The organism is Streptomyces sp. NPDC048521 (genome assembly GCF_043199855.1).
Taxonomy (GTDB): Bacteria; Actinomycetota; Actinomycetes; order Streptomycetales; family Streptomycetaceae; genus Streptomyces.
In genome coordinates this window covers 665,680-683,535 of the sequence record NZ_JBICWR010000003.1, presented here as the reverse complement: position 1 = coordinate 683,535, position 17,856 = coordinate 665,680, and the positions used below count along the sequence as shown (strand labels likewise).

Genomic DNA, 17,856 nt, shown 5'->3' with positions numbered 1-17,856 from the left:
CTCAGGGGCGCGGGGCGCGGGGCGCGGGGCGCTGGGGGTAAGCGTGTCGCCGCCGCCGGGGGACCACCTGGACCCGGTCACCCCGGCATCGGCGTCGGGCGGCGCGGGAGGTCGCGGAGGCGTTGCGCTGACGCGGTCGCCGCAGCCGTACGGCCGCGGCCAGGGCCGACGGCGCCCGAAGTTCCTCAGGGGCGCGGGGCGCGGGGCGCGGGGCGCTGGGGGTAAGCGTGTCGCCGCCGCCGGGGGACCACCTGGACCCGGTCACCCCGGCATCGGCGTCGAGCCTCTTCCGTAAGGCCCTGCGCCGGTTCGGGCGCGAGCGACGGGACCTCCGCGCGGGGTGAGGGGCCGGTGGCCGGAACGAGGCGCCGGGTTAGATTGACCCCGTGCTCTCACGTCTCACACGTTCCCAGGCCGTAGCCGTCTGCGCCCTGCCCGTCGTGGCCCTGATCGCCACGGCGGCGTACGCGCCGCTGCCGTTCTCGGTGGCGCAGCCCGGGATGACGGCGAACGTGCTCGGGGAGAACAAGGGCACCCCGGTGATCACCGTCTCCGGCGCGACGACCCGGAAGACCAGCGGGCAACTGCGGATGACGACGATCGAGGCGACCGCGCCGGACGCCCGGGTGTCCCTCGGCGACGTGTTCGACAACTGGTTCCGCACCGACCGGGCCGTCATGCCGCGCGACTCGGTCTACCCGAGCGGCGACGACGTCAAGGAGATCGAGAAGCACAACGCGGCGCAGATGCGGCAGTCCCAGGACGCGGCGACCCAGGCGGCGCTGAAGTACCTGGACCTGAGCGCCGACAAGGTCAAGGTCACGCTGGAACTCGCCGACGTGGGCGGGCCCAGCGCGGGGCTGCTGTTCACCCTGGGGATCATCGACAAGCTGGACGGCGACGGCAGCGGCGGCGACCTCACGGGCGGCCGCACCATCGCCGGCACGGGCACCATCGACGCCGCCGGCAAGGTGGGCGCGGTCGGCGGGGTGGCCCTGAAGACACAGGCCGCCCGGCGGGACGGGGCCAGTGTCTTCCTGGTGCCGAAGGCGGAGTGCGCCGACGCCGAGGCCGAACTGCCCAAGGGGCTGCGGCTGGTCCCGGTGACCACACTCAAGGGCGCGGTCGAGTCCCTGGTGGCGCTGGAGAAGGGCAAGGGCTCGGTCCCGAGCTGCTGACCGTCCTCCGGGCGCGATGTTCTTCGCCGGCACGCTCATGCCGTACGCCTTCTCCATGCCGGGCAGCCCGTCGGCCCGGTCGGCGAACTCGCCCAGTCCCACGACCGGGATCAGCAGACCGATCAGGGCCAGGGACGGGATGGTGGCGGCTGCCCAGGTACTCCCAGAAGTTCACCCGCGCTCACCCCCGGGTCGGCTGCGTCCCTTCGCCGCCGTCTCCGGACGCCTGTTCCACCAGCGGGATGATCCGCAGCGGAACGGGGTTCTCCATGACGATCGCCGTGGAGGCCCGGACGATGCCATCAAAACCGACGACCCGGTCGATCACTCGCTGGAGATCGGCGTTCGAACGGGCCACCAGACGGCACAGCATGTCCCCGCTGCCGGTCGTGGTCAGCAGCTCCAGCACCTCGGGCACGGTCGCCAAGTGGGCCCGCACATCGGCGCCTTGACCTTGCCGGATCTGGAGCGTGGCGAACGCGGTGACCGGGTAGCCGAGGGCGGCCGGATCCACCTGCGGGCCGAATCCGCGGATGACTCCGTTCGACTGAAGCCGGTCCAGGCGGGCCTGCACCGTCCCGCGCGCCACCCCGAGCCGCCGGGACATCTCCAGCACCCCGATGCGCGGCTCCCGGGCCAGCAGCACGATGATCCGCCCGTCCAGCCGGTCGATCGCCATCCGAGCCTCCTACGATGGTCATCCTGTACAGAAAGCCCGCCGATACGGCCGTACTGCTGAACAGATTGCCCAGCAGATGCGCCAACTATTGCGCACCTTGCAGAGCCGGGTCACCCTTCCGCTATGACGCAGACCACACACCACACTCCCGACACCGCGCGGCAGGCCGACCCCTTCCCGGTCAAGGGAATGGACGCGGTCGTCTTCGCCGTGGGCAACGCCAAGCAGGCGGCGCACTACTACTCCACCGCCTTCGGTATGAAGCTGGTCGCCTACTCCGGACCGGAGAACGGCAGCCGCGAGACCGCCAGTTACGTACTGGAGAACGGCTCCGCCCGTTTCGTGTTCACCTCGGTGATCAAGCCGAGCAGCACCTGGGGCCACTTCCTCGCCCAGCACGTGGCCGAGCACGGCGACGGCGTCATCGACCTGGCCATCGAGGTCCCGGACGCCCGTGCCGCGTACGCGTACGCCCTCGAGCACGGCGCCCGCTCGGTCACCGAGCCGTACGAGGTGAAGGACGAGCACGGCACCGTCGTCCTCGCCGCGATCGCCACCTACGGCGAGACCCGCCACACCCTGGTCGAGCGCACCGGCTACGACGGCCCCTACCTGCCCGGTTACGCCGCGGCGAAGCCGATCGTCGCACCGCCCGCCCAGCGCACCTTCCAGGCCATCGACCACTGCGTCGGCAACGTCGAACTCGGCCGCATGAACGAGTGGGTCACGTTCTACAACAAGGTCATGGGCTTCACGAACATGAAGGAGTTCGTGGGCGACGACATCGCCACCGAGTACAGCGCGCTGATGTCGAAGGTCGTCGCGGACGGCACCCTCAAGGTGAAGTTCCCGATCAACGAGCCCGCGATCGCCAAGAAGAAGTCCCAGATCGACGAGTACCTGGAGTTCTACGGCGGCGCCGGTGTCCAGCACATCGCGCTGAACACCAACGACATCGTGCAGACCGTGCGCACCATGCGCGCGGCCGGCGTCGAGTTCCTCGACACCCCCGACTCGTACTACGACACCCTCGGCGAGTGGGTGGGCGACACCCGCGTCCCCGTCGAGACCCTGCGCGAGCTGAAGATCCTCGCGGACCGCGACGAGGACGGCTACCTGCTGCAGATCTTCACCAAGCCCGTCCAGGACCGGCCGACCGTCTTCTTCGAACTCATCGAGCGGCACGGCTCGATGGGCTTCGGCAAGGGCAACTTCAAGGCCCTGTTCGAGGCGATCGAACGCGAGCAGGCCAAGCGGGGCAACCTGTAGCCGACACGCCCCCGCCGGACCCCGCTAAGGGGTCTCGGCGGGGAGCGGCTCGTCCGGTACGTCACCCAGTGCGGCCAGGGCCCGGCGCGCTTGGGGAACCCCGAGCGGCGAGAAGTACGGGTTGATCCGCAGCGCCTCCTGAAGGTGCCGCCGCGCGGGCCCGTACCGCTCCAGCTCCCCCTCGATCATGCCCCGGTGGTAGGCGTAGAGAGCACTGCGCACCCCGCCCCCCTTCGCCTTGTCGGTGGCGGTGGTGGCGTACGTCAGCGCCTCCTCGTCCTCGCCGGCCCGGTGCAGCGCCCAGCCGAGCGCGTCGGCCACCTCGATCCCCGGCTGGCGCTGCCACTCGGCCTCCAGCCGCTCCACCGCCTCCCACGGGTCCCCGTGGTCCGCCTCGAACTGCCCGATCAGCAGTTCCTCGTCGACTCCGCCCGCCACCGCCTGCCGCACCCGCTCCTTGAGCTGCTCGTACTGGTCCTCGGCGGACCGGCTCTGCCCCAGCGACTCGTACAACTCGCCCAGCTCCAGCGTGTCCCGCGGGCTCGGCTGCCGGGCCAGGGCCGCCTGGTACGCGGCCACCGCCTCCGTCGAGCGGCCCAGCGCCGCCAGCGTCCGCCCCCGCCCGGCCAGGGCCGCCCGCTGGCCGGGTTCGAGGCGTGCGGCCGCATCGAAGTGCCGCAGCGCGTCCGGCAGGTCGCCCCGCTCCCAGGCCAGCTGCCCGAGCCCGGTCAGGTAGGCGGCCTGCTCGGCGGGGGTGCGGGCGGCGGCGGCCGCGTCGGTCAGCTGGGCCACCGCGTCCTCGCGCCAGCCCCGGTCCCGGTACACCGCCGCGGCCCGCGCCATCACGGCGGGCCGCGCCTCCGCGCCGGTGCGCAGCTCCAGCAGCTTGTCCAGGGTCTTGCGGGCCGCCGCGTAGTCGCCGAGCCCGTTGTAGGCGTCGATGAGCGGCGGATACGCCGCCCACCGCTTGGGCGTCTGCTTCAGCGCCTGCTCGGCGTAGTCTTTCGCCACCGGGAAGTCCCGCCGCGCGAGCGCCAGCGCCGCCAGCCCGTCCAGCGCCTCGGTGTTCCGCGTGCCGCGCACCCGCAGCGAGGTCCGCAGCGCCTGTTCCGCCTTCGGGTAGTCGGCCGGCTCGGCCGTCCTGCGCCCCCGCTCCACGTACGCGGACCCCAGCACCGCCCAGGCCCGGGCGTCCCGCGGCTGCGCCCGCACCCGCTGCTCCTGCTGCCCGATGAGCGCCGTCAGCCGGGGGAGCGCCGTCGGCACCCCGAAGGTCACCGCGGCCGGCGCCTGGGCCTGCGGTCCCGCGGCGGGCGGTCCTGCCGCCCTGCGCGGCCGCTCCTGGGGCAGCAGCGTCAGCACCGCGCCCGCGACGACACCCCCGGTCAGCGCGGTGACCAGCACCCGGCGCAGCCACCTCAGGCGGCGGCGCGGCGGCCTCGGCGGCTCGGCGATCAGGGACGTACCCGGCGCGCTCAGTCGGTTGTCCATGGCGCTCACTGTGCGTCAATACGACGAGCACATCCGGGCGGCCCCGGGGCGGCACGTACGGGGTTCACACCGATGGCCGCGAGTGCGAACCTGTGATCGTGAGCCGTATCGAAGCACGTCGCGACAAGGGCACCGAGGCCATCCGCAACCTCACCGACCGGCTCCTGGCCGGCCTGCCGCCCGAGGCCGTCCTGACCGACCCCGACATCACCACCTCCTACGCCAACGACATGGCGAGCTTCTGCCCCGCCGGCGCGCCGGCCGTGGTGGTGCTGCCGCGCACGGTGGAGGAGGTGCAGCACGTCATGCGCACCGCCACCGAGCTGCGGGTCCCGGTCGTCCCGCAGGGCGCGCGCACCGGCCTGTCCGGCGGCGCCAACGCCACCGAGGGCTGCATCGCGCTGTCCCTCACCAAGATGGACCGCATCCTGGAGATCAGCCCCGTCGACCGGATCGCCGTGGTCGAACCCGGCGTGATCAACGCGGCCCTCTCCCGCGCGGTCGAGGAACACGGCCTGTACTACCCGCCGGACCCCTCCAGCTGGGAGATGTGCACCATCGGCGGCAACATCGGCACGGCCTCGGGCGGCCTGTGCTGCGTCAAGTACGGGGTGACCGCCGAGTACGTCCTCGGCCTGGACGTCGTCCTGGCCGACGGCCGCCTGATGTCCACCGGCCGCCGTACGGCGAAGGGCGTCGCGGGCTACGACCTCACCCGCCTGTTCGTCGGCTCCGAGGGCTCGCTCGGCGTCGTCGTCCGGGCCGTCCTCGCCCTGAAGCCCAAGCCGCCCCGGCAGCTGGTGCTCGCCGCCGAGTTCGCCTCCGCCACCGCCGCCTGCGACGCCGTGTGCCGGATCATGGAGGGCGGTCACGTCCCGTCCCTCCTCGAACTGATGGACCGTACGACGGTCAAGGCCGTCAACGACCTCGCCCACATGGGCCTGCCGGAGACCACCGAGGCGCTGCTGCTGGCCGCCTTCGACACCCCGGACCCGGCCGCCGACCTGGCCGCCGTGGGCGCCCTGTGCGAGGCGGCCGGCGCCACCCAGGTCGTCCCCGCCGAGGACGCCACCGAGTCCGAGATGCTGCTGCAGGCCAGGCGGCTCTCGCTGACCGCGCTGGAGACGGTCAAGGGCACCACGATGATCGACGACGTGTGCGTGCCCCGCTCCCGGCTCGGCGCGATGCTCGACGGGGTCGAGCGGATCGCCGCCAAGTACGACCTGACCATCGGCGTCTGCGCGCACGCCGGGGACGGCAACACGCACCCCACCGTCTGCTTCGACGCGCAGGACCCCGAGGAGTCCCGGCGGGCCCGGGAGTCCTTCGACGAGATCATGGCCCTCGGCTTGGAGCTGGGCGGCACCATCACCGGCGAACACGGCGTCGGCGTCCTGAAGAAGGAGTGGCTGGCCCGGGAGATCGGCCCGGTCGGGGTGGAGATGCAGCGGGCCGTGAAGCAGGTCTTCGACCCGCTGGGCATCCTCAACCCCGGCAAGCTGTTCTGATCCCTCCCGGAGCGCGGGTCGCGGCAGCGGCCTCACCGGGCGAGCAGCTGGTCGAGAGCGTCGTCGATGCCCAGCTGCCCGCCCTCGCTCCCCGCGGGCACCACCCGCAGCGTCCGCTCCAGCCAGGCCGACACCTGCGGGACCGGCGCCTCCAGCAGGGCGTCCCCGTCGGGTGAGCTGAGCGCCATCAGCACGACACTGCGCCCGTCGACCTTCGTCGGCCACACCCGCACGTCCCCGTGCCCGCACGGCCGGAACACCCCCTCCACCAGCAGGTCGCGGGCGAACGTCCAGTTGACGGGGTGCTCGGAGTTGATGTGGAAGGCGATGTGGACGGCGTACGGGTCGTCGGAGCGGTAGCCGAGCCGGGCCGGCACCGGGATGCCGCGCTCCGGCGACAGGATGAGCCTCAGCTCCAGCTCCCGCTCCACCACGGTGTGATGCATGACCTGCGTTTCCTTTCCTCGTCCGGTGGTGCCGGGGCCGCCCGGTGGCGGCCCGCACCGGGGGAGAGGGGGCAGGGGCCGGGCCATTACGCGGGTGGGCGGAAGTTTTTTCGGCAGAAGTTCTTTCGCGGACCGGTGCGAGCCGGGTGCGGCGTTGCCCGGAAAGGGGTGGGTCCGGCAGGACTGGCGGTGGCGGATGCCCGCGTCTGATAGATGTGGAGGCTCCCATCCCACCCCCGAGCAGATACGGGACGACGGACATGAGCGCCCCAACCCCGGCCCCAGGTGACGACAGGCCCCGCGAGGGCTACTACCCGGACCCGTCCATCCCCGGCTACGTCCGGTACTGGAACGGCGCCTCCTGGGTGCCCGGCACCAGCCGGCCGGCGCCGAAGGACGGCGAGCCGCTCACCCCGCCGCCCGGCGCCCGCCCGGCCGCCCCGGCCGTGGAGGAGACGGGCCCCCACTTCTTCGACGAGGACCCGCAGCCGCACTCGGCTGCCACGGGCGACGCCGGTGCGGGGCACTCCGACGGCACCGCCTGGGATGCCACCGGCCCGGCCCGCGGCGACCGGCACGCGGCGCACTCCGGCCCGGGCGACACCGCCTGGCGTGCCGACCCGAGGATCCCGGCGGACGCCCCGGCCCAGCCGGCCGGCCACGCCGCCCGCACCGACGGTCCGGCCTCGATCCCGCCGGCGGACGACGACGCCCCCGACCCCGGCACGTTCATCTTCCGCCGCCCGGTCCCGGGTCCCGCGGCCGTCCCGGACGACGGCACGATGACCTTCCGCCCGGTCCCCGGCGGGCCCCCGAGCGGCCAGGGCGGCGCGTCCACCGGCCCGCGCACCCCGGGCCCGACCGACCGGCAGCCCGGCCCGGGGGCCGGCGGCGGCCCCGGTTTCGGCCCGCCCGGCTCCGCCCCGGCCGCGGGCTTCGGCGGGCAGGCTCCGGACTCGGGAGCGGTTTCCGGCGGGGCGGGCGCGGGCGTGGCCGGTGGGTCCGGGGCGGCCGGCCACGGTGCCGGGGCGGCGAACCCCGCGGCGGGAGCGGCCGGCGGTTCCGGCGCCGGTGTGCCCGGCTTCGGTACGCAGGGTCCGGTCGGCGCGCCCACACCGTCGTCGCCCTCTGCCGCCGCCGCTTCTCCCGGCGCCCCGGCCGCCGGCCCCGGTTTCGGTGCCGGAAAGGCCGCCGCGGCCCGCGCCGCCGGACAGGCCCCGCAGGCGGCGCAGCCCGGACAGGCCCCGCAGGCGGCGCAGGGGGCCCACGCGCAGGCACCCGTCGGCTTCCCGGCGGCCGGCGGTGCCCAGCAGGCACCGGCCGCCCCCGCCGCCGTGGCGCCCTCGGTGCCGCCGCAGCAGGCCGGACCGCAGCCGGCCGCTGCCGGCACGCCCCTGACCGCCGGTCCCGGTGGCGGGCAGGCCTCCTGGGCGCAGCAGGTGCACCAACTGGCCGGAGGCGCCGACGAGCAGCCGGTGGCGCCGTGGAAGCCGCCGGTGGAGGACGTGTTCCAGGCGGCCGCGCGTCGCCAGGCCGCGGCCCGGCCCGCCGGACTCGGCAAGCGGCTCGCCGCCCGGCTGATCGACAGCCTGGTGGTGGGCGCCGCGACGGCCGCCGCGGCCGTCCCCCTCGGTCTCCAGGCCGCCGACCACGTCCAGCACAAGATCGACGAGGCCCGGCTGTCCGGCCGTACCGTCACCGTCTGGCTGCTCGACGGCACGACCGGCACCAGCCTCGGCATCGTCCTCGCCGTCCTGCTCCTCTTCGGCGTGGTCTACGAGGTGCTGCCCACCGCCAAGTGGGGCCGCACCCTCGGCAAGAAGCTGTGCGGGATCGAGGTGCGCGACATCGAGGCGCACGAGCCCCCGACGTTCGGCCCGGCGCTGCGCCGCTGGCTGGTCTACAGCGTGCCCGGGCTGCTCGGCATCGGGATCGTGGGCGTGCTGTGGTGCCTGTTCGACCGGCCCTGGCGCCAGTGCTGGCACGACAAGGCGGCCCGTACGTTCGTCGCGGGCTGACCGAGCGCCCGCGTACTCCGTACGGCCGCTCGCCGGGTGCGAAGCCGGGGCGTTCGGGTTCCACTCGGGCCATGAGCAGCGAACCGCCCCCCGGCTCCGGACAGCAGCCCCCGGAGGACGACCCGTTCAGGAAGCGGCCCCCGTCGGACCAGGGGTCGGGCTCACCGTACGACGCGCCGTACGGCGGCGCCCAGCAGCCCCCGCCACCCGGCGGCGGCCAGCCACCCCCGTACGGCGGCGGGCAACCGCCACCTTCCGGCGGCGGTCCTTCCGGTGGCGGCCCGTACGGTGGCGGTCCTCCCGGTGGCGGCCCGTACGGGGGCAGCCCCTACGGGGAAGGGGCCGGCGGTTACCCCGCCGACCCCCTGGCGGGCATGCCCCCGCTCGCCGACAGCGGCAAGCGGACGCTCGCCCGGATCATCGACCTGATCCTCGTCGGTATCGTCGTCTGGCTGCTCACCTGGGCGTTCGGGGTGCGCGAGTACGACGTCGACGGCGACCGCATCGAGGTCGGCAGGTCGGTCGCCCAGTCCTTCATCGCGGCCGTCCTCTACGTCGCCTACGACACCTTCATGATCCGCAAGTCCGGGCAGACCCTCGGCAAGAAGTGGCTCAACCTGCGGGTGGCCAACCTGGACAACGGCGCCACCCCCTCCGCGCAGACCTCGCTGATCCGCGCCCTGGTGCTGTGGGTGCCGTTCGCCTTCTGCTGCGCCTGCATCTGGACGGCGATCTGCGGCGGCTGGAGCTTCTTCGACAAGCCGTACAAACAGGGCCTGCACGACAAAGCGGCCAAGACGGTGGTGGTCAGCACCCGTTGAGCCGAAGGGCCATGGGTGCGCGTACGACAGCGGCGGGTCCGCGGTGTGACGGGCCCGCCGCTGTCGTGCGTACCGGTCAGAGGCTGGTGGGGACGCGTTCCTCGTCCACCGCGGCCTCGGTAGGCGCTTCGACGGCGCGGGGTGCGGGGACCGTCATGGCGACCAGAAGCCCCAGCGCGAGTGCCGCCAGGGCGATGACGGCGATCCCGAGGCCCGAACTCGTCTGTGACAGCAGCAGCATGGCGAGTGTCGAGAGGATCACGGTGCAGGAACCGTAGGCGATCTGTGCGGCAGTCGGACGAGGCATGGCAATCGTGTCCTCGGAAGGTTTCGGGGGGTGGGGGGTGCCGTTCGACTCTCTTCGCCTGCATGCCCGACTCGAACGCCCGGTAAGCGTGACCTAACCCACGGTGCCGGTGCACAGGGGGCGCATGGAGTCACCGTCCCGGCCAAACGGGCGTTCCCCTGCGCCCGTTGGCGGGGTGACACGCGTCCGTAAAGCGAACGCCACCTCCGCATAGTGCACTTGTCCTGCTCAAGTCAAGGTCTGTTTTTTCAGCTGAACCTCTAGTCAAATGTCGTCACTTGGCTACACGCGTTGATCGTGCGCGCACGGATTCCTCCAAGACCCGGAACCCTCCTTCCGTGTGCGCGGCGCGGGGGAGGAACTCAAGTGACCAGCAGATCCTGGACGTTCAGAGCGGCCGCCATCGGCGTGACGCTCGCGGCGGCCTCCGCCACGTTCGCCACCTTCGCCGTCGCGGAGGCGGGCACCCAGGCCCAGAACGCCGCCGCCAACCGGCACGACCCGGCTCCGGTGAAGCAGCGCACACACGACTTGGACGGCCCCCTGAGCAAGACCCAGGAGGCGCAGCGCAAGGAAGCCCTGAACCAGCTCATATCGGGCAAGGTCACCGCGAAGGAGCGCAACGGCTCCAAGGTCGTCGAGCTCAAGAGCCGCAAGGGCCAGAGCAAGTACGTCGAACTGAGCCGCGAGAAGACCGACAAGATCTTCACGATCCTGGTGGAGTTCGGCGACAAGACCGATCCCAAGTTCGGCGGTACCCCGGGCCCGCTGCACAACAAGATCGCCGCGCCGGACCGCAAGAAGGACAACTCGACGGCCTGGCAGAAGGACTACAACCGGAAGCACTACCAGGACCTCTACTTCGGCACCGGCAAGAAGACCGAGTCGCTGAAGAAGTACTACGAGAAGCAGTCCTCGGGCCGCTACTCGGTCTCCGGTGAGGTCGCCGACTGGGTCAAGGTCCCCTACAACGAGGCCCGTTACGGCAACAACGCCTGCGGCGACACCAACTGCCCGAGCGTGTGGAACGTCGTCAGCGACGGTCTGAGCGCCTGGGTCGCCCAGCAGAAGGCGGCCGGCCGGACCGACGCCGACATCAAGGCGGACCTGGCCAAGTACGACGAGTGGGACCGCTACGACTTCGACGGCGACGGCAACTTCAACGAACCGGACGGCTACGTCGACCACTTCCAGATCGTGCACGCCGGTGAGGACGAGTCCGCCGGCGGCGGCGCCGAGGGCGAGAACGCGATCTGGGCGCACCGCTGGTACGCCTTCGGCACCGACGCCGGCGCCACCGGCCCCGAGAACAACAAGCTCGGCGGCACGCAGGTCGGCGACACCGGCATCTGGGTCGGCGACTACACCATCCAGCCGGAGAACGGCGGCCTCGGTGTCTTCGCCCACGAGTACGGCCACGACCTCGGTCTGCCGGACGAGTACGACACCGCCGGCGGCGACAACTCCACCGGTTTCTGGACGCTGATGTCGTCCGGCTCCTGGCTCGGCACCGGCAAGGAGTCCATCGGCGACCTGCCGGGCGACATGAACGCCTGGGACAAGCTCCAGCTGGGCTGGCTGAACTACGACACCGCCAAGGCCGGCAAGCAGTCCACGCACAAGCTGGGCGTCGCCGAGTACAACACCTGGGACAAGCAGGCCCTCGTGGTGACCCTGCCGGACAAGGCGGTCACCACCACCATCACCGAGCCGGCGCAGGGCGCCACCCAGTGGTGGAGCGGCAGCGGCAACAACCTGAAGAACACGCTGACCCGTTCCGTGGACCTGACCGGCAAGTCCTCGGCGAGCCTCACCCTGGACGGCTGGTGGGCCACCGAGGCCGGCTACGACTACGTCTACACCGAGGTCTCGACCGACGGCGGCGCCAACTGGACCGCCCTGGACGGCACGGCCGACGGCCAGGCGCTGCCGGTCGACGCCAGCGGCAAGCCGGCGCTCAGCGGCTTCTCGCAGACGCACAAGAAGCTGGTGTTCCCCCTCGACGCCTACGCGGGCAAGAAGATCGACCTGCGCTTCCGCTACGCCACCGACGGCGGTGTCGCGGAGAACGGCTTCACGGCCGACGAGATCGCCGTGACCGCCGACGGCACCCCGCTGTTCTCGGACGACGCCGAGACCGCGGACGCCGGCTGGACCGCGGACGGCTTCTCCCGCATCGGCGCGTCCTTCACCAAGGACTACAAGCAGTACTACATCGCCGAGAACCGGCAGTACGTGTCGTACGACAAGACGCTGAAGACGGGCCCGTACAACTTCGGCTTCGCGTCGCGCCCGGACTGGGTGGAGCACTACCCGTACCAGAACGGCCTGCTGATCTGGAAGTGGGACACCTCCCAGGCGGACAACAACACGAACGCCGCGAACGGCCACCCGGGCTCCGGTCTGATCCTGCCGATCGACTCGCACCCCAAGGCGCTGAAGTGGACCGACGGCACGCTGCTGCGCAACCGCATCCAGGCCTACGACTCCCCGTTCAGCCTCTACGCCACGGACGGCATCACGCTGCACAAGGCCGACGTCGCGCTGAAGATCAAGGGTTCGAAGGGTGTCCGGGTCTTCAACGACCACACCAGCACCTACTACGACCCGTCGAACCCGACGGGTGGGGTGAAGGTCACTGACACCAACACCAAGATCACCATCGTCAAGGAGGCCAAGGACGGCTCCACGATCCAGCTCAAGGTCGGTCCCGCGGTGAAGTAGCCGGTAAAGCCGCAGGTCAGAGAGCGTATCGGCGGCAACCCCTTGGCGGGTTGCCGCCGGTCGTGTTTAGGTGCGTCCTGTGGACCGCTTATTGACACCGACCGGAACGGGGATGTGACCGCATGGCCGCAGGAGGTTTTTGCAAGCTGCCGAACGGCACGGTGGTGGTGGCGCTCAACCTGCCGAGCCCCGGCGGCGCGCTCACGGGGAGCCCGGCCGGGGTGCGGGTGCTCGTCCATGCCCAGAACCGGGCGCGCGCCCTGACCAGGCTGCGCAATCTGGGGATGCGGGCGGTGTACCTGCGGGGCAACGCCGCCCCGCCCAGTCCGGACGAGATCACGGCGGTCCTGCACCATCCCGACGGCCTGATATGGCGCACGGCACCCGCCGACAACGGTGTCATCGTGAACGAGCTGTGGCGTCCCATCCGGGCGTTGCTGCGCGGATCGGCGGTCGTCCGGCAAGGGTGACGCCGGTGGGCGCGGGCGCGTCGTGCTGGTCGCGCGGTGCCCCGCGCCCCTCGGCCGGCTGCCGTGCCCGGTTCTTCCGGTACCCTGCGCCTTTCCTCCGCCGCACACCCTCTGCGTCGCGGCGGTGACGCCCTTACGCGCTCACCACGGGCTTGCCCGTCAGCTCCACGCCCGCTTCCCTCAGTTCCTCCAGGGCGCGGTCCGTGGTGTCCGAGGCGACCCCGGCCGTCAGGTCCAGGAGCACCTGGGTCCGGAAACCCTCTCTCACCGCGTCCAGGGCGGTGGCCCGCACGCAGTGGTCCGTGGCTATGCCGACCACGTCCACCTCGTCGATGTGGCGGGCGCGCAGCCAGTCGGCCAGGGTGACGTCGTTCTCGTCGGTGCCCTCGAAGCCGCTGTAGGCCGCCGCGTAGGCACCCTTGTCGAACACCGCGTCGACCGCGCCGGAGGCGACGGCCGGGGCGAAGTTCGGATGGAAGCCCACGCCCTCCGTGCCCGCGACACAGTGCGCGGGCCAGGAGCGGACGTAGTCGGGGTTGTCCGCGAAGTGGCCGCCGGGCGCGATGTGGTGGTCGCGGGTGGCCACCACATGGCGGTACCCGGTGCCCGCCGCCTGGCCGATCAGCTCGGTGATGGCGGCGGCCACGTCAGCGCCACCGGCCACAGCGAGGCTGCCTCCCTCGCAGAAGTCGTTCTGCACGTCTACGACGATCAAGGCGCGGCGCATGGTGGGTGTCCTTCGACTGAGGGTCAAGTAACTGAGCCTAGAGACTTCCGGGCCCGTGCGGGAGGGGGCGTTCGAGGGGGCGGACGGCGTTCTCGCTCTAGCTACCCGAGCGCCCGTGGACGTACTCCGTCGGAATGACGGGTTCCCCTCGGGACAGCTGGATCGCGGACAGCGGCAGCCGCGCGCGGGCGGCGATGTGGCGGTCCCGCGGCACGTCCAGCGGCTCCCGGGCGACCACCTCGCCGCCCTTGATCAGCTGCACCAGCAGCTGGCGGTCGACCAGCTCGGCCGGGACCGGCCCGGTGCCGACGACCTCGGCTTCCGCGATCCCCTCCTCGTCCAGCCGGCGAGCCGCCCACTTGCGGCCCCCGATGGACGTCTTGCCGCCGGTGGACTTCTTCGCGACCGGCACCAGCGGCGCCTTGGGGTCGGTGCTCTCGGCGCGGGCGACCAGCTTGTAGACCATGGAGGCGGTGGGGTGCCCGGAGCCGGTCACCAGCTGGGTGCCGACGCCGTACGCGTCCACGGGTGCGGCGGCCAGGGAGGCGATGGCGTACTCGTCCAGGTCCGAGGTCACCACGATCTTCGTGTTCGTCGCGCCCAGCTCGTCCAGCTGATGGCGGACCCGGTGGGCGACCAGCAGCAGGTCGCCGGAGTCGATGCGGACCGCGCCCAGCTCGGGGCCGGCCACCTCCACCGCCGTGCGGACGGCCTCGGCGACGTCGTAGGTGTCGACGAGGAGGGTCGTGCCCCGCCCGAGGGTGTCCACCTGGGCCCGGAAGGCGTCCCGCTCGCGGTCGTGGAGCAGGGTGAAGGCGTGGGCGGAGGTGCCGACGGTCGGGATGCCGTAGCGGAAGCCGGCCGCCAGATCGGAGGTGGTGGCGAAACCGCCGACGTACGCGGCCCGGGCGGCGGCCACGGCGGCCAGCTCGTGGGTGCGGCGGGCGCCCATCTCGATCAGCGGGCGGTCACCTGCGGCGGAGGCCATGCGGGAGGCGGCGGCCGCGATCGCGGAGTCGTGGTTGAGGATGGACAGGATCACGGTCTCCAGCAGCACGCACTCGGCGAAGGTGCCCTCGACCCGCATGATCGGCGAGCCCGGGAAGTACACCTCGCCCTCGGGGTAGCCCCACACGTCCCCGCTGAAGCGGTAGTCCGCGAGCCACGTCAGGGTCCGCTCGTCGACGATCCCGCGCTCGCCCAGGAAGGCGAGGACGTCCGCGTCGAAGCGGAAGTTCTCCACCGCGTCCAGGACGCGTCCGGTACCGGCCACCACGCCGTAGCGGCGCCCGTTCGGCAGCCGCCGCGTGAAGACCTCGAACACGCTCCGCCGTTCGGCCGTACCGGCCTTCAGTGCGGCCCGCAACATCGTCAGCTCGTACTGGTCCGTGAAGAGCGCCGTCGAGGGAACATCCACCGGCAGCCCAAGGTCCGCTGTGTTCATGGCAAGCGATAGTACCCCCATTTCGTCAGTGTGACGATTTATGGAGGCCGTGGCAGCATGGCTGTGTGACGTCACCCGCGCCCGTAGAGATCGAACGCACCGAGTCGGCGGAGGAGGTCTTCGCCGTACCCGAGCCCGACGTCCCCTGGGTCACCATCGTCCACAACGACCCGGTCAACCTCATGAGCTATGTGACGTACGTCTTCCAGTCGTACTTCGGCTACACCAAGGACAAGGCCACCAAGCTCATGCTCGACGTCCACCACAAGGGCCGGGCGGTCGTCTCCAGCGGCACACGCGAGGAGATGGAACGCGACGTGCAGGCGATGCACGGCTACGGTCTGTGGGCCACCCTCCAGCAGGACCGGAAGTAGCGAATCCCCTCCATGCCCGGAACCTTCGAACCGCTCCCCGGCGGCGGCGCGGCCGTCGCGCTCGACGACGTCGAGATCTCCATCATCCGGTCGCTGGCCGTCCAGCTCCTGGAGCTGATCGGGCCCGGCCCCGGTGCCGACGCCCCCGACGACCCGCTCGCCGAGCTGTTCGCCGAAGGCCCGAGCGAGCCGCCCGCCGATCCCGTCCTGCGCCGGCTCTTCCCGGACGCCTACAGCGACCCGGAGAAGGCCCCGGACTCCCCGGCCGAGGCCGAGGAGCGGCGGGCGCACTCCGCCGAGTTCCGCCGCTACACCGAGAACGACCTCAGGGCCGGCAAGCGGGAGAACGCGCTCTCGGTGATCCGCACCCTGGACGCGCTCACGCCGGTGGACGAGGGCGGGGCGGTGCTCAAGCTGTCCCCGCAGGAGTCGCAGAAGTGGCTCGGCGCCCTCAACGACCTGCGGCTCGCGATCGGGGCCCGGCTGGAGATCACCGACGAGGAGGACACCGATCTCCTCTACCGGCTCCCGGACGAGGACCCGCGCAAGCCGATGGTGATGGCCTATCTGTGGCTGGGCGGCCTTCAGGAGACCCTCGTCACCACACTTATGCCCTGAATGTGGCGATGTTGTGTTCGCTCAGCGGACGCTCAAATCCGGATAACGATCCCGTCACCGTTGCGGACTGTTTTGCCGCATTAGAGCGGTCTTTGTCCACTTTTACCTGTGTGATGCGCCACAGCGCGCCCGTGTGATCAATATTGCGGCCGTGATAAATCTTCACGACCGCCCGGCCAACACCACCCATGTTCGGCCGGGTGCGCCACCGAGCCGGTGACCGCCGGCCAGGCACGGGCGGGCTCGGACAAGCCGCCCAGCTCCATCAATCCGGGGGGATCGAGACCCGATCCGAGGCCGACGAAAGGCCCGGGTCGGCATGGAGAAAGGCGCACCACACATGACCTCAGCGCAGGTCGACCAGCATCGCGACGGCAATGAGGCCGTGCGGGCCGAGGACGGCGAGGGTGGCGAGGGGTATCAGCGCGGGCTCGGCGCCCGGCAGATCCAGATGATCGCCATCGGCGGTGCCATCGGCACCGGTCTGTTCCTCGGCGCGGGCAAGGGCATTTCCAAGGCCGGCCCCAGTCTGATCCTGGCCTACGCCGTCGCGGGCCTCGTCATCTTCTTCATCATGCGGGCGCTCGGCGAGCTGCTGATGTACCGCCCGGTGTCGGGTTCGTTCTCGGAGTACGCGCGCGAGTTCATCGGCCCCTTCGCGGGCTTCGTGACCGGATGGACGTACTGGCTGTTCTGGGTGGTCACGGGCATCACCGAGGTCACCGCCGCGGCCGCCTACATGACGTACTGGTTCGACATCCCGCAATGGGTGTCGGCACTGATCTTCACGGTCGTGCTGTACGGCGCCAACCTGATCTCCGTGAAGCTCTTCGGTGAGCTGGAGTTCTGGTTCTCCATGGTCAAGGTCACCGCCATCATCGGCATGATCCTGATCTGCGCCGGCATTCTGACGATCGGCTTCTCCGACGCGGGCGACACCGCCTCCGTGAGCCACCTGTGGAGCGACGGCGGCTTCTTCCCGCACGGCGTCGGCAACACGCTGATGACCCTGCAGATGGTGATGTTCGCCTTCCTCGCCGTCGAGCTGGTCGGTGTGACCGCGGGCGAGTCCAAGGACCCCAAGACCGTGCTGCCCAAGGCGATCAACACCGTGCCGTGGCGCATCGCCGTCTTCTACGTCGGCGCGCTGATCATGATCCTGTCGGTCGTGCCGTGGACGAACTTCCACCCGGGTGTGAGCCCGTTCGTGGCCGCGTTCCAGAAGATGGGCCTGGCCGCGGGCGCCGGCATCGTCAACTTCGTCGTCCTCACGGCCGCGCTGTCCTCCTGCAACTCCGGCATGTACTCCACCGGCCGCATGCTGCGCGACCTGGCGCTCAACAGCCAGGGCCCGAAGTTCTTCACCAAGCTGACGCGCAGCGGTACCCCGCTCGTCGGCACGACGTTCTCCGCCGCGCTGATGCTGGTGGGCGTCTGGATCAACTACCAGTGGCCGGGCAAGGCGTTCGACTACGTGGTGTCCTTCGCGACCATCTCCGGCATGTGGGCCTGGATCGTCATCCTGATCTGCCAGATCCGCTACCGGATGAAGGCCGACCGGGGTGAGCTGGCGCGCAGCGAGTTCCGTGCGCCCGGTGCCCCGTACACCAGCGTGTTCGCGCTGCTGTTCATCTTCATGGTGATCGTGCTGATGGGCATCGACAAGGACGCCCGCGTCTCGCTGTACTGCGCGCCGCTGTGGGGTGTGATCCTCGGCGTCGCCTACTGGGTGCTCAAGCGCCGCAACCCGGAGGCCGCGGCCTTCCGCAAGCGCTGACCCCC

General features: G+C 71.3%; 17 protein-coding genes. 10 read left to right on the top strand and 7 right to left on the bottom strand.

Features of this window, described 5'->3' with window-relative positions:
- The first annotated feature begins 386 nt into the window (after positions 1–386).
- On the top strand, positions 387–1,178 hold the full coding sequence (locus ACGFRF_RS10680; RefSeq protein WP_393738235.1) for a S16 family serine protease: 792 nt from the start codon (positions 387–389) through the stop codon (positions 1,176–1,178).
- A 181-nt stretch (positions 1,179–1,359) separates the two neighbouring features.
- On the opposite strand, the gene ACGFRF_RS10675 is transcribed toward ACGFRF_RS10680, so the two are convergent.
- The gene (locus ACGFRF_RS10675) at positions 1,360–1,857 is read right to left on the bottom strand and encodes an Lrp/AsnC family transcriptional regulator (RefSeq protein ID WP_393738233.1); all 498 of its coding nucleotides are present in this window, start codon (positions 1,855–1,857) and stop codon (positions 1,360–1,362) included.
- 123 nt (positions 1,858–1,980) lie between these two features.
- On the opposite strand from ACGFRF_RS10675, the gene hppD reads away from it, so the two are divergent.
- Positions 1,981–3,126, top strand: a complete 1,146-nt coding sequence (gene hppD, locus ACGFRF_RS10670; protein WP_393738231.1) for a 4-hydroxyphenylpyruvate dioxygenase — start codon at positions 1,981–1,983, stop codon at positions 3,124–3,126.
- 24 nt (positions 3,127–3,150) lie between these two features.
- Here the strand turns inward: hppD and ACGFRF_RS10665 are convergent, their stop codons facing one another.
- Complete coding sequence (locus ACGFRF_RS10665) at positions 3,151–4,617, bottom strand: tetratricopeptide repeat protein (protein WP_393738229.1); 1,467 nt, start codon at positions 4,615–4,617, stop codon at positions 3,151–3,153.
- Positions 4,618–4,709: 92 nt separating this feature from the next.
- Here ACGFRF_RS10665 and ACGFRF_RS10660 point away from each other — a divergent pair, with 92 nt between their 5' ends.
- Positions 4,710–6,125, top strand: coding sequence for an FAD-binding oxidoreductase (locus ACGFRF_RS10660; protein WP_393738227.1), 1,416 nt, complete (start codon positions 4,710–4,712; stop codon positions 6,123–6,125).
- 32 nt (positions 6,126–6,157) lie between these two features.
- Here the strand turns inward: ACGFRF_RS10660 and ACGFRF_RS10655 are convergent, their stop codons facing one another.
- Positions 6,158–6,571, bottom strand: coding sequence for an SsgA family sporulation/cell division regulator (locus ACGFRF_RS10655; protein ID WP_393738226.1), 414 nt, complete (start codon positions 6,569–6,571; stop codon positions 6,158–6,160).
- 260 nt (positions 6,572–6,831) lie between these two features.
- Between ACGFRF_RS10655 and ACGFRF_RS10650 the strand changes: the two genes are divergently transcribed.
- Positions 6,832–8,589, top strand: a complete 1,758-nt coding sequence (locus tag ACGFRF_RS10650; RefSeq protein WP_393738225.1) for an RDD family protein — start codon at positions 6,832–6,834, stop codon at positions 8,587–8,589.
- 71 nt (positions 8,590–8,660) lie between these two features.
- Positions 8,661–9,410: an RDD family protein gene (locus ACGFRF_RS10645; protein WP_393738224.1), complete on the top strand. Its 750-nt coding sequence runs from the start codon at positions 8,661–8,663 to the stop codon at positions 9,408–9,410.
- A 76-nt stretch (positions 9,411–9,486) separates the two neighbouring features.
- On the opposite strand, the gene ACGFRF_RS10640 is transcribed toward ACGFRF_RS10645, so the two are convergent.
- The gene (locus ACGFRF_RS10640) at positions 9,487–9,717 is read right to left on the bottom strand and encodes a hypothetical protein (RefSeq protein WP_393738223.1); all 231 of its coding nucleotides are present in this window, start codon (positions 9,715–9,717) and stop codon (positions 9,487–9,489) included.
- Between the two features lie 366 nt (positions 9,718–10,083).
- Between ACGFRF_RS10640 and ACGFRF_RS10635 the strand changes: the two genes are divergently transcribed.
- Entirely contained in the window at positions 10,084–12,441 is a 2,358-nt protein-coding gene (locus ACGFRF_RS10635; protein WP_393738222.1) for an immune inhibitor A domain-containing protein, read from the top strand.
- A 122-nt stretch (positions 12,442–12,563) separates the two neighbouring features.
- Positions 12,564–12,911: a hypothetical protein gene (locus tag ACGFRF_RS10630; protein WP_393738221.1), complete on the top strand. Its 348-nt coding sequence runs from the start codon at positions 12,564–12,566 to the stop codon at positions 12,909–12,911.
- A 133-nt stretch (positions 12,912–13,044) separates the two neighbouring features.
- On the opposite strand, the gene ACGFRF_RS10625 is transcribed toward ACGFRF_RS10630, so the two are convergent.
- Both ACGFRF_RS10625 and ACGFRF_RS10620 read right to left on the bottom strand, forming a co-directional pair.
- Complete coding sequence (locus tag ACGFRF_RS10625; RefSeq protein ID WP_393738220.1) at positions 13,045–13,638, bottom strand: isochorismatase family protein; 594 nt, start codon at positions 13,636–13,638, stop codon at positions 13,045–13,047.
- A 97-nt stretch (positions 13,639–13,735) separates the two neighbouring features.
- Positions 13,736–15,082, bottom strand: a complete 1,347-nt coding sequence (locus ACGFRF_RS10620) for a nicotinate phosphoribosyltransferase (protein ID WP_393738219.1) — start codon at positions 15,080–15,082, stop codon at positions 13,736–13,738.
- A 65-nt stretch (positions 15,083–15,147) separates the two neighbouring features.
- Between ACGFRF_RS10620 and clpS the strand changes: the two genes are divergently transcribed.
- Both clpS and ACGFRF_RS10610 read left to right on the top strand, forming a co-directional pair.
- Entirely contained in the window at positions 15,148–15,456 is a 309-nt protein-coding gene (gene clpS, locus ACGFRF_RS10615) for an ATP-dependent Clp protease adapter ClpS (protein WP_225096222.1), read from the top strand.
- Between the two features lie 12 nt (positions 15,457–15,468).
- Positions 15,469–16,074: a DUF2017 domain-containing protein gene (locus ACGFRF_RS10610; RefSeq protein ID WP_393738218.1), complete on the top strand. Its 606-nt coding sequence runs from the start codon at positions 15,469–15,471 to the stop codon at positions 16,072–16,074.
- Here ACGFRF_RS10610 and ACGFRF_RS10605 read toward each other — a convergent pair.
- Positions 16,064–16,264, bottom strand: a complete 201-nt coding sequence (locus ACGFRF_RS10605) for a hypothetical protein (protein ID WP_393738217.1) — start codon at positions 16,262–16,264, stop codon at positions 16,064–16,066. The two genes, ACGFRF_RS10610 and ACGFRF_RS10605, sit on opposite strands and share 11 nt — an antisense overlap.
- Positions 16,265–16,414: 150 nt before the next feature.
- Between ACGFRF_RS10605 and ACGFRF_RS10600 the strand changes: the two genes are divergently transcribed.
- The gene (locus ACGFRF_RS10600; RefSeq protein ID WP_393738216.1) at positions 16,415–17,851 is read left to right on the top strand and encodes an amino acid permease; all 1,437 of its coding nucleotides are present in this window, start codon (positions 16,415–16,417) and stop codon (positions 17,849–17,851) included.
- The last annotated feature ends 5 nt before the right edge of the window (positions 17,852–17,856 follow it).